Consider the following 11437-nt stretch of genomic DNA (forward strand, 5'->3'; position numbering starts at 1 on the left):
CCAGCACCCGCAGGCCTTCCAGCGAGATCTCCTCCTCGTCGCCCTCGGCCTCGTCCTCGACGGCGCGAACGCGCTCCAGCGGCAGGTCGACCTGGAAGATGGCCCCCCGGCCCAGCACGGCGCGGGCGTCGATGCGCCCGCCCATCATCTCGGCCAAGGCGGCGCAGATCGACAGGCCCAGCCCCGTGCCGCCGAACTGGCGGGTGATCGACTGATCGGCCTGGACGAAGCGCTTGAACAGCCGCTGGCGCACCGTGTCGTCGAAGCCCACGCCGGTGTCGCTGACGATGAAGCTCAGGCCGTCGGCCGTTCGCTCGACGCTCAGCTCCACCTCGCCCAGGCCGGTGAACTTGACGGCGTTGGCCAGCAGGTTGTTGAGGATCTGGCTGATGCGTCCGGCGTCGCCGAGGTAGCTGCCCGACACGCCCGGCTGGATCGACCACTTGAACTCAAGCGCCTTGGCCTCGGCCGAGGCGCGGTGCAGCTCGGCGACGCCGCCGACCAGGGTGGCCAGATCGAACGGCGCCTGAGTGATCTGGAACTGGCCGGCTTCGATCTTGGAGACGTCGAGGATGTCGCTCAAGACCTGCTCCAGCAGGCGGCCCGACGAGGTGACCAGGGCGGACAGTTCGCGGCGGCGCTCGGGATCGGTCTCCTCGGCCAGGCGGTCGCCGATGGCGATGACGCCGTTCAGCGGGGTGCGCAGCTCGTGGGACATGTTGGCCAGGAACACCGACTTGGCCTGGTTGGCGCGCTCCAGCTCGGCGGTGCGCTCGGCGACCCGCTCCTCCAGCGAGCGCAGCAGCTCGATATTGCCGTCGCGCTGGCTGCGCAGGGTGCGGGCCAGGGCGCCGATCTCGTCGGTGCGGTCTTCAATCGGCTCGGCCTCGACGACGGCGCCGGTCCGGTGGGCCTCGGCCAGCACGCGCAGAGGCCGCTCCACGGTGTGGCGCATCACCCGATAGAGCAGCGCGACCTGGATGATCACCCCCAGCACGCCGAACAGCAGCACCCAGGACGCCGTCTTGACCGCCGACCACACCAGGTCGTCGGACGGGAAGCTCATCAGGAAGTACCAGTCGGGCTCCTTGAGCCGGCCATAGGCGATCACCCGGTCGCCAGTGCTAATGGCGCCCGTGTCGGCGCCGATCGCGCGGATCTGGCGCACGACGCCGGCGACGCCCTCCTCTCTCTGGGCTCGCACCAGGGTCTGGGCGTCGACGACGCCGTCCCTGGCCAGACCGGGGGCGGCGATCAGCTCGCCGTCCGACGAGACAATCATGTTGCGCCCGCCCGGCAAGGCGTCCTCGACGGCGCGCAGCAGGTAGGAGTCCAGCGACAGGCTGGCGCCCCAGGCGCCCAGCTGCTTGCCGCGATAGTCGAAGGGCGTCATGCAGGCCGAATTCAGGCCCCGGCCGCTGGGATCCGACAGCACCTTGCGCAGCTTGGTGCACTTCATCACCCGCTGCGGGTTCTGTTGCGGCAGCGTCAGGAGGTTCATCTCCTCGCCGCTGATGTCGAAGGTCGGCGGAGCCTTGTGCCGGTAGTAGATCAGGCGGTCCGGACGCTTGGGCGCGAACATCACCAGCCGGGTGTCGGGCGTGAAGAAGTAGAAGTTGTCGTAGCGGTTCAGCTCGGCCTCGCCGGTGTGCGAGACGACCTGGACGGCGGCCAGGAACAGCGCCTTCTGCTGCTGGGTCAGCTTGTCGGCGTCGCGCAGATAGCCGCCCACCCCGTAGGTGTAGTCGCCGGCCACCATCCCGCCGTCGTACAGCGTGTCGGAGGTGCGCCGCGTGCCGTCTCCCAGCTTGGGGAACTGGGCCTCGAATTCACGGTCCACCGTGGCGGGGTCGATCGTCGCCAGGCGGCGGGCCATGGAATCGGACGCCGCCTCCTGCACCTTCACCAGATCGGAGAACAATCGGTCCTCGGTCTTGACCCGCTCGGCGGCGTATTCGGCCAGATGGCGCATCTGGGCGTCGGCGGTGGAGCGCTGCACGAAGACAAAGGTCACGGCCGTGGCCAGGCCCGTCACCGCGATCGACAGGATCGCGACGATCGCCAGCAGTCGCCGGGCGAGCGGCGACGTGACTTCGGCAATGGCTCCCCGGCTCTCCACGTCTCGTTGCTACCCTAGAAGCCTCAACAGAGATTTACCCGTCGATCAAAGACTTACACCCCCGCAACGGCTTCGTTGAGCGTTCCGGGGAGGTTCGAGGCGACCTCGGCTTTCCCCCTGGCCCGCAACAGTCTATAGGCACGCCGTCCGCGCCGCTCCTTGGCCCTGTGCGCCAAAGAGTCACAGGCGCGCCACCGCGAGAGGAAAGACCCCGCAATGGCCAAGATTAAAGTCGCCAACCCTGTCGTCGATATGGACGGCGATGAAATGACCCGGATCATCTGGAAGCTCATCAAGGATAAGCTGATCTTCCCGTACCTGGACCTGGAGCTCGACTATTTCGACCTCAGCGTCGAGAACCGCGACGCCACCAACGACCAGGTCACGATCGACGCGGCCGAGGCGACCAAGAAGCACGGCGTGGCCGTGAAGTGCGCGACCATCACCCCCGATGAGCAACGCGTCACCGAGTTCAATCTCAAGAAGATGTGGAAGTCGCCGAACGGCACGATCCGCAACATCCTGGGCGGCGTGATCTTCCGCGAGCCGATCATCTGCCAGAACGTGCCGCGCCTGGTGCCCGGCTGGACCCAGCCGATCATCGTCGGCCGCCACGCGTTCGGCGACCAGTACAAGGCCACCGACTTCCTGTTCCCGGGCAAGGGCACCCTGACGATGAAGTTCGTCGGCGAGGACGGCGCGGTCATCGAGCACGAGATCTACAGGGCTCCGTCGGCCGGCGTGGCCATGGGCATGTACAATCTGGACGAGTCGATCCGCGACTTCGCCCACGCCTCGTTCGCCTACGGCCTGGGCCGGGGCTATCCGGTCTACCTCTCCACGAAGAACACCATCCTGAAAGCCTATGACGGCCGCTTCAAGGACATCTTCCAGGAGATCTTCGACGCCGAATACGCCGACAAGTTCAAGGCCGCCGGCATCCACTACGAACACCGCCTGATCGACGACATGGTGGCCTCGGCCCTCAAGTGGTCGGGCGGCTATGTCTGGGCCTGCAAGAACTACGACGGCGACGTGCAGTCGGACATCGTGGCGCAAGGCTTCGGCTCGCTGGGCCTGATGACCTCGGTGCTGATGACCCCGGACGGCAAGACGGTGGAAGCCGAAGCCGCCCACGGCACCGTGACCCGTCACTATCGCCAGCATCAGAAGGGCGAGAGCACCTCGACCAACTCGATCGCCTCGATCTTCGCCTGGACTCGTGGCCTGGCCCACCGCGCCAAGCTGGACGACAACCAGGCTCTGGCCGACTTCGCCCTGACCCTGGAAAAGGTCTGCGTCGATACCGTCGAAAGCGGCTTCATGACCAAGGACCTGGCCCTGCTGGTCGGCGACAAGCAGTCGTGGCTGACCACCGAAGGCTTCCTCGACAAGATCGACGAGAACCTGAAGAAGGCGATGTCGGTCTAAAAACCGCACTCCGCCCCCTATGGGGGCGGACAGACCGCGAAGCGGTCAGGTGGGGGCAAGTGTAGGACCGCTCCGCCCTTGCCTATCGGCCCACAAGAAGCGCCCCTCGGAAAACCGGGGGGCGTTTTTCGTTGGGGATCTCCCTCGGCGCCCGTCCCACGCGAGAAACCTTGCGGCGCGGCGGGGATTAGGGTGTCTATGCGAACGTTAATCTTCTTCGCGCGGGGGCGGCGATGACCATTCAAAAACGGCTGTGGGATCTGATCGTCCTGGCGATCTTCGTCTCGGCCGCGGCCTTCGCCACCGCCCCCTGGTTCGCCTTCCGCGCCCTGAAGGCCGCCGCCCAGTACGAGGACGTGCAGGCGATCAGCGAACTGGTCGACTTTCCGGCGGTGCGCGGCAGCCTGACCGCCGAGTTGAACGACAAGACCCCGGCCGCGACCGCTCCGGCGGAACCGCCGTCGATCTGGCGTGACCCGTTGGGCGTCTTCAAGCGCGCCATCGCCCCGATCGCGCCGCCCGAGCCCAAGGTCGACCGCTACCTGACCATCCAGGGTCTGTCGGCCTTGACCCGAGGCTACGCGCCGGGCGCGGCGCCGGCCGTTCCGCCCAAGCCCGCCACGGCCATGGACAAGGCCAAGGCCGCCGTGACCGGACCGCACCCCATGATCGCCTACTGGGACCCCAACCGCGTGCGGATCTCGGTCAAGCGCCCCGGCCAGCCGTCCAAGGCGACGGTCTTCACCTTCCGTCGCGACAAGCTTTTCACCTGGCGACTGGTGCATATCCGCCTGCCCGTCGACGAGCGCTGAAACGCCGCCGCTGGACCGCCCGCCGTCCGCGATGGTATCGAGCCTTGCCTTGTTTCGGCCCCGACCGCTTGTCGGGCTTCAATTCCGTACGGCGTCGCGCCTGTCGCCGCCCCGTAAGTCCATGGTAGCCCCTTGATCCATCTCCTGCTCGACGTGCCGCAGCGGGTCCTTCCGTTCTTCCTGCTGGTCGCCGCGGGCGTGACCTTGGCCCGGTTGCGGCTGTTCGACGCCCGGATGTCGGCGGGCCTGTCGAGCTATGTCTACTGGATCGGCTTTCCGGCGTTGCTGCTGCATTCGCTGTCGCGCGTCGGCGTTCCGGACCGGGCCCTCACCCTGGGCTTGATGGCCTATGGGGCCTGCGCCCTGCTGGTGGTGGCCCTGATGGTGGCGCTCGGCATCGCCCTGCGATGGACGCGCGAAGAGCGAGCCGGCGGCGCGCTTTCGGCCAGCCTGGGCAACAGCGCCTTTCTCGGCCTCCCCATCGCCCTCGCCGTGCTCGGTCCCGAGGCCGCGCGGGTCTCGGCCGGCGTGGTGGCGGTGGACTTCGTGGTCGTGGCGGCCATCGGGGTGGGCCTGCTGGGCTGGGCCGGCGGTCGCTCGACCTGGCGTTCGCTGATGCAGGCCCTGCGCAATCCCATCGTGCTGGCGGCGATCACCGGCTCGGCCATGGCCCTGTTGAGCTTGTCCCTGCCCGGCGTGCTGGACCGCGCGGTGGCCTCCGCCGCCGCCTCGGGCAGCCCCGTGGCCCTGGTGGCCCTGGGCGTCGCCCTGGGCCTGACTGGACTGCCGGCCGCCGGCGTCCCCTGCGAGCAGACCGACGAGGAGCCCTCGCCGATCCCCCGCTGGGGTCCGATCATCGTGGCCGCCGCCGGCAAGCTGCTGCTGATGCCGACCCTGGCCTGGTTCGCCACCGGTCTGGTGGACGCCCCTCTGCCCTTCCGCCTGGGCGCGACCCTGCTGGCCGCGACGCCGACGGCCGTCAACGTCTTCATCCAGACCAAGGCCTACAGCGTGTTCGAGCGCGGCGGGGCGCGGATCGTGGCCCTGACCACCGCCTTCTCCTGCGTCAGCCTGTCGGCGATCGCGATCCTTCTGGAGCGATACGCGGGGGCGTGACCGCCTGAAGAGCCGCCGTGTCGCTCTCGTCCTTCAGCCCCACGCCGGTCAGGCCCAGCCTCAGCGCCTCTTGCGCGTGCCAGGCCAGCTTGAACGCCGCCGCTTCGTAGCTCAGCCCCTCGCCGCGGATGTTCGAGACGCAGTTGCGCTCGGCGTCGGTGCGGCCGACCTTCGGGGCGAAGGTGATGTAGGCCCCCAGGCTGTCGGGTGACGACAGGCCCGGCCGCTCGCCGACCAGCAGGATCACCAGCCGCGCGCCCAGCAGTTCGCCGACCACGTCGCCCAGCGCCACACGGGCCTGGCGGGCGACGACCACCGGAGCCAGCCGCCAGCCGGCCTCGCGGACCGCCGGCAGCAGGGCCTCGACCAACGGCGCGGCGTGGGCGTGGACGGCCGTGCTGGACAGGCCGTCGGCGATGACGATCGCCAGGTCGCAGACGCCTCGGGTCCGGGCGACCAGGGCGGCGCGCCCGGCCTCCGACAGGATCCGCCCCAGGTCCGGCCGCCGCAGATAGGACACCCGGTCCGGGGCGGCGCTGTCGATGATCACCGTCTCCAGGCCCAGGGCCTCGATCGCCGCCGCCGTCGTTTCGGCCTCGAACGGGGCATGGACGGCGTCGCGGGCCTGGGCGTGGGCCAGGGCGAAGCCCAGCACCTCGGCGGTCGGCAGGCTGGAGCCTGTCCGCCCCAGGGCGATGCGGGCGGGGGTGTGGCGGCGCAGGGCGGTCCAGGGATCGGGCGTGACCGGGGTGCTCATCCGCCTGCTCCGGCCGTCAGCAGCGGATGGCCGGCCGCGCGGGGCGCCAGGCGGCCGTCCGTCCCGACGATCCGCGCCCGCTCCAGCCAGGCCTCGAACTCCGGCGCCCGCTTCAACCCCAACAGCTCGCGCACATAGAGGGCGTCGTGGAACGAGGTGGACTGGTAGTTCAGCATCACGTCGTCGGCGCCTGGCACGCCCATCACGAAGGTGACGCCCGCCGTGGCCAGCAGGGTCAGCAGGCTGTCCATGTCGTCCTGATCGGCTTCGGCATGGTTGGTGTAGCAGACGTCTACGCCCAGCGGCGCGCCCAGCAGCTTACCGCAGAAATGGTCCTCCAGCCCGGCCCGGATGATCTGCTTGCCGTCATAGAGATATTCGGGGCCGATGAAGCCGACCACGCTGTTGACCAGCAGCGGCTCGAACGCCCGGGCCACGCCATAGGCGCGGGCCTCCAGCGTCTGCTGGTCCACCCCGTGGTGGGCGCCGGCCGACAAGGCCGAGCCCTGGCCGGTCTCGAAATACATGACGTTGTCGCCGACCGTGCCCCGGTTCAGCGAGCGGCCGGCGTCCAGGCCCTCGCGCAACAGATCCAGAGTGACCCCGAAGCTGGTGTTGGCGGCCTGGGTGCCGGCGATCGACTGGAACACCAGGTCGACCGGCGCGCCGCGCTCGATCAGCTGGATCGCCGTGGTCACGTGGGTCAGGACGCAGGACTGGGTCGGGATCTCGAAGCGCCGGATCAGGTCGTCCATCAGCCGGGTCAGGTCGCCGAGGACGTTGAGGCTGTCGCTGGCCGGATTGATGCCGATCACCGCATCGCCGCAACCGTACAGCAGGCCGTCCAGGATCGAGGCGGTGATCCCGGCCGGGTCGTCGGTCGGGTGGTTGGGCTGCAGGCGCACGGCCATGGTCCCGGGCAGGCCGATGGTGTTGCGGAAGCGGGTCGTGACCTTGCACTTGGAAGCCGCCAGGATCAGGTCCTGATTGCGCATCAGCTTGCTGACCGCCGCGGCCATTTCCGGGGTCAGGCCGGGCGCCAGGCGAGCCAGGGCGGCCGGCGTGGCGATTTCCGACAGCAGCCAGTCGCGGAACTCGCCCACCGTCAGCGAGGCCACCGGCGCGAACGCTGCTGCGTCGTGGCCGTCGAGGATCAGGCGAGTGACGTCGTCGGTCTCATAGGGGACCAAGGCCTCGCTCAGGAAGGTTGTCAGCGGCACGTCGGCCAGGGCGGTCTTGGCGGCGACGTTCTGCTGGGCGCTGGTCGCGGCGATCCCGGCCAGGGCGTCGCCCGAACGCGGCGGCGAGGCCTTGGCCATCAGGTCGGCCAGGCTCTCGAAGGTCCAGCTCGTTGATCCCAGGGTCGCGCGATAGGCCATGACGGCCAAGGTGGCGCCGATTGTGGGTGCGGGGAAGCGGGCGGCGCGCTCAAGGAACACCCCATCTGCTTTAGCTCAAAAGCTTGTCATCCCGGGCGGACCCCGGCGAAAGCCGGGGGCAGACCCTGGACCGCCGGAGGCGCCTGCGTTCACGCGTCGGTCCCGGATCGACGCGCTGCGCGCTTGTCCGGGATGACAGAGCTTGTTTGCTCCTAAGCCAACTGCCGCGCCCGAGCCGCGGCGGCCTTCACCGCCTCCACGAATGCGCCGCGAACGCCCTCGGGCAGGTCGTGGCCCATGCCTTCGACGATCCGCAGCTCGGCGCCGGGAATGGTCGCGGCGGTGTCCTTGCCACCTTCGACCGGCACCAGAGGATCGGCGTCGCCGTGCAGGACCACGGTCGGGGCGGTGATAGTCCTCAGCGCCGCGCGACGATCGCCCGAGGCGATCACGGCGATCATCTGGCGCAGCACGCCCATCGGGTGGTAGGCGCGCTGGATGCCGGCCCGCAGCAACGGCCGCTCGGTCTCCGGATTGACCGGCCAGGCCGGGCTCTGGATGGCGATCTGGGTCTTCAGCGCGTGCTCGACCAAGCTCTCCAGGTCGGTGGCGGCGGGCCGGGCGAAGAGCACCGCCTGGGCCTCGGGCGTGGCCGGCGGCACGGCGGGATTGCCGGTGGTCGACATCACCGAGGTGAGGGACAGCACCTTGTCCGGATGCCGGGCCGCCAGCATCTGGCCGATCATCCCGCCCATCGACACCCCGGCCACGTGGGCCCGGGCGACGCCCAGGGCGTCCAGCAGGCCGGCCGCGTCGTCGGCCATGTCGGCCAACAGATAGGGGGCGCCAGGGTCGCGCCCCTCGACCAGGGCCCCGAACACCGTCGGCAGGTCGGGCGTCGGCGCGTCGTCGAAGCCGGTCGACAGGCCGATGTCGCGATTGTCGAAGCGGATGACGCGGAAGCCTTCGCCGCCCAGGCGCTCGATCAGCGAGACCGGCCAGCGGGTCAGTTGCTGGCCCAGGCCCATGATCAGCAGCAGCGGCTCGCCGCCTTCCGGTCCGTGGACCTCGTACTCGATCTGGATGCCGTTCGCGGCGACCTTGGGCATGGCGCTTCCTCTCGTTGCGGCGGGAAGTCTAACGACTGTTTGATTTCCGCCAACCCCCGGCGTGACCCTTGCGCCGACAACGCTGTCAGCTACCCTGGCCGGCAAGCCCTGAAGGGCGCGGGAGGACGCATGCTCAAGACCCTGGCCTTCACCTTGGCGCTGGCAGTCAGCCCCACCGCCGCCGCGCCCGCCCTCGCCGCCCCGGCCCAACCCCTGGCCTTGACCGAGGTCCCCAAGGCCGCCGGTCACGCGACGTCGCTGTTCAACGGCCAGGACCTCAAGGCCTGGGACGCCTGGCTCGGCTATGCGGACCCGGCTTTGACCTACAAGCGCCCCGCCCTCGCCCCGCTGGGCGCCGGCTCCCAGACCGCGCAAATCTTCAAGGTGGTGATCGAGGACGGGCGTCCAGCGATCTACGTCAGCGGCAAGACCTGGGGCAGCCTGGTCCACAAGGGAGACTTCCACGACTACCACCTGCGGCTTCAGTACAAATGGGGTCCCGGTCGCTGGCCGCCGCGCGAGACCCAGGCGCCCAACAACGGCCTGCTCTACCACTCGCACGGCACGCCCGGCGCGGTCTGGGGCACCTGGAGCCAGGCGGTGGAGTTCGAGATCATGACTGGCTCGATCGGCATGGTCGTGCCCGTCGGCGAGGCGATCAGCGCCACGACCACGGCCGTCGACGATCCGGCCCTGATCGCCCCCAAGCTGCGRTTCGCGCCGGGCGGCCGCGTCCAGACCGTCAAGGGCGGCACGGCCAATTGGAACGTCGAGGCCTCTGCCGACGCCGAGAAGCCGGCGGGTGAATGGAACACCCTGGACCTCTACGTGCTGGGCGACCGCGCCATCCATGTGGTCAACGGCGTGCCGGTCATGGAGGTCCGCGACCTCAAGGCCGACGGCGCGCCCCTCACCCACGGCGCAATCCAGCTGCAGTCGGAGGGCGCCGAGACCTTCTTCCGCGACCTCGTGATCGAGCCGATCACCAGCCTGCCGAAGGTGGTGGGGAAGTAGAAAGAGGCCCTGCCTACCCGAACACCGCCACCTTGAAGACCATGTTCGCGATCGCCAGGAAGCCCAGGATCAACAGGCCCAGCGAGACCATGAAGGTGATCGAGACCGGGAAGCGGCTCTCGCCGTGCACCAGCCCCTGGCGCTTCATCTCCCGCCGGGTGCGGCGCAGCTCGAGCATGAATTGCACGTGGTGCACCATGCCGACGATCAGCATCGCGATGCCCAGGAACACCAGGGCGATGCCGAAATTGCGCGGCGCGTTGGGATTGGCGATCGCGCCGGCGTCGTGGAGCTTGGAGAAGCCCTGGTAGATCGTGAAGCCGAAGCCGATCAGCGACAGCGCCGTGCGGATCACCGACATCAGCGTGCGGTCGTCGCTCATCCGCGTGCGCTGGAACGACATGCCCGTGCGCCGCATCGACATCTCGGTGCGGTGGGTGGAGAGGTCGGTCCGATAGGTCGACAGGTCGGTGCGATACTCCGACAGGTCCGTGCGGTGCTCCGACAACGAGGTGCGGAACGTCGAGAGTTTGGTGCGGTGGGTGGAGTACTCCACCGAGGCGATGTCGGGCTTGTCGCTGACCTGCGGCAGGGGCGGCGGCGGCGGGAGCTCGATCCGCGCGGGGCGCTTGGGGGTGGCCGGCTTGTTGGGCATGGTCGTACGCATCCCGGCGAGGTGGCTGTGGAGCCGAGAGTGCGCGGCGCCGGGCGCCGGGGTCCATCCGGGTTTCCCCTAGTTCGAAGTGACGCGGTTCCCTGAGCCGCTCGGGACCGGATGGGTCGCCAGATACCCCGCCACGGCCTGGGCCATGGCCCGCGAGGCCCGGGCGTCCGGATGGCGATTGTGGGGGATCAGCCAGCGGGGATCGATGCGTACGACCACGTAGGGCAGGCCCGGCGCGTCGAGGACCCGGCGCCGCAACTCGGCCTCGACGGGGGTCTCCGGACGCAGTTGCGGCACGAGGATCAACGGCGTGGCGCCGCGCCGTCGGGCCAGGGCGACGGTGTCGGACAGGGCGGCCCTGGTCGTGGCCACGCCCCGGTCGATATCGCGTTCGGAACGATAGGGGATGGCCCGCCGGGCCACCTGGACCAGCTTCAGCGAGCGAACCGGCGGCCGCCAGGTCAGGTCGGCGTCCAGGTGCGGCCGGTCGACGTCCAGGGTCCGCCGCAGCAGGGACGGCATGAACAGGGCCACCACCGCCACCGGCCGCTGGAAGCCGGGCCATGCGTCGCGCAGGCGCAGATAGGACTGGTCGGTGGCGTAGCCCTCGACGGCGAGGTTGGCGCTCTGCACGCCGGTCAGATCCTCGACCTGGGCTGGAAGCGACTCCGCCCAGGTCAGGCCGTGCCCGACCATGACGGACTCGCCGGTGAACAGGATGGTCGGTCGCGCGGGATCCACGCGGTCGCCCAGGCGGCGCACCCTGTGACCGGCGGCGTCGAAGGCGTACGCGATGTCGCGCCCGCCCAACCGCCCGACGCCCTCGCGCGCGGGGATGAACACCCAGCCCAGCCGAGCGTCGCGCCGCCGCAGCGGTTCGCGTGGCGCCGGCGCCTCCTGGGCGCCCAGCCAGGGCAGGCGCGACAGCAGGAACTCGCTGGCGACCAGAGACAGCACCACGGCCAGGCTAATCGGCGCCATGTCGTAGGCCAGGCGTCGAAGCGAGGTGCGGGTCAGCCGCCGCCCGACCCGGGGC

10 protein-coding genes are annotated in these 11437 nt (G+C 69.6%); 4 read left to right on the forward strand and 6 right to left on the reverse strand.

What is annotated here, in order from left to right; translation table 11 throughout:
• Positions 1-2119, reverse strand: a 2119-nt coding sequence (locus AC1DZ6_RS08815; RefSeq protein ID WP_477096816.1) for an ATP-binding response regulator, incomplete at its 3' end; no start/stop codon positions are given.
• 216 nt (positions 2120-2335) lie between these two features.
• On the opposite strand from AC1DZ6_RS08815, the gene AC1DZ6_RS08820 reads away from it, so the two are divergent.
• The 3 genes from AC1DZ6_RS08820 to AC1DZ6_RS08830 all read left to right on the forward strand — a co-directional run bounded on the left by AC1DZ6_RS08820 (position 2336) and on the right by AC1DZ6_RS08830 (position 5478).
• Positions 2336-3550 carry an NADP-dependent isocitrate dehydrogenase gene (locus AC1DZ6_RS08820; RefSeq protein ID WP_477096817.1) on the forward strand — a complete coding sequence of 405 codons (1215 nt, stop codon included), beginning with the start codon at positions 2336-2338 and terminating at the stop codon, positions 3548-3550.
• 233 nt (positions 3551-3783) lie between these two features.
• Complete coding sequence (locus tag AC1DZ6_RS08825; protein ID WP_477096818.1) at positions 3784-4362, forward strand: DUF2939 domain-containing protein; 579 nt, start codon at positions 3784-3786, stop codon at positions 4360-4362.
• A gap of 132 nt (positions 4363-4494) precedes the next feature.
• Complete coding sequence (locus AC1DZ6_RS08830; protein WP_477096819.1) at positions 4495-5478, forward strand: AEC family transporter; 984 nt, start codon at positions 4495-4497, stop codon at positions 5476-5478.
• On the opposite strand, the gene eutC is transcribed toward AC1DZ6_RS08830, so the two are convergent.
• From eutC to AC1DZ6_RS08845, 3 genes are all read right to left on the reverse strand, one after another.
• A complete protein-coding gene (gene eutC / locus AC1DZ6_RS08835; RefSeq protein WP_477096820.1) occupies positions 5429-6235 on the reverse strand; it encodes an ethanolamine ammonia-lyase subunit EutC in 807 nt (268 codons plus the stop codon). The genes AC1DZ6_RS08830 and eutC overlap by 50 nt on opposite strands.
• The gene (locus AC1DZ6_RS08840) at positions 6232-7674 is read right to left on the reverse strand and encodes an ethanolamine ammonia-lyase subunit EutB (RefSeq protein ID WP_477096821.1); all 1443 of its coding nucleotides are present in this window, start codon (positions 7672-7674) and stop codon (positions 6232-6234) included. The genes eutC and AC1DZ6_RS08840 overlap by 4 nt, the downstream gene beginning before the upstream one ends.
• Positions 7675-7826: 152 nt before the next feature.
• Positions 7827-8723, reverse strand: coding sequence for an alpha/beta fold hydrolase (locus tag AC1DZ6_RS08845; RefSeq protein WP_477096822.1), 897 nt, complete (start codon positions 8721-8723; stop codon positions 7827-7829).
• Between the two features lie 129 nt (positions 8724-8852).
• Between AC1DZ6_RS08845 and AC1DZ6_RS08850 the strand changes: the two genes are divergently transcribed.
• Positions 8853-9737: a 3-keto-disaccharide hydrolase gene (locus tag AC1DZ6_RS08850; protein WP_477096823.1), complete on the forward strand. Its 885-nt coding sequence runs from the start codon at positions 8853-8855 to the stop codon at positions 9735-9737.
• Positions 9738-9750: 13 nt separating this feature from the next.
• On the opposite strand, the gene AC1DZ6_RS08855 is transcribed toward AC1DZ6_RS08850, so the two are convergent.
• Complete coding sequence (locus AC1DZ6_RS08855; RefSeq protein WP_477096824.1) at positions 9751-10392, reverse strand: YidH family protein; 642 nt, start codon at positions 10390-10392, stop codon at positions 9751-9753.
• Between the two features lie 78 nt (positions 10393-10470).
• Positions 10471-11437: hypothetical protein (locus AC1DZ6_RS08860; protein WP_477096825.1), on the reverse strand; the 967-nt coding region annotated here is incomplete at its 5' end.

The organism is Caulobacter sp. P1_B12_2 (assembly GCF_056406675.1).

What these genes read in the sequence shown, in the direction of transcription:
- AC1DZ6_RS08820 (WP_477096817.1), top strand. Translation starts at nt 2,336, where the DNA reads ATGGCCAAGATTAAAGTCGCCAACCCTGTCGTCGATATGGACGGCGAT.
- AC1DZ6_RS08825 (WP_477096818.1), top strand. Translation starts at nt 3,784, where the DNA reads ATGACCATTCAAAAACGGCTGTGGGATCTGATCGTCCTGGCGATCTTC.
- eutC (WP_477096820.1), bottom strand. Translation starts at nt 6,235, where the DNA reads ATGAGCACCCCGGTCACGCCCGATCCCTGGACCGCCCTGCGCCGCCAC.
- AC1DZ6_RS08845 (WP_477096822.1), bottom strand. Translation starts at nt 8,723, where the DNA reads ATGCCCAAGGTCGCCGCGAACGGCATCCAGATCGAGTACGAGGTCCAC.
- AC1DZ6_RS08855 (WP_477096824.1), bottom strand. Translation starts at nt 10,392, where the DNA reads ATGCCCAACAAGCCGGCCACCCCCAAGCGCCCCGCGCGGATCGAGCTC.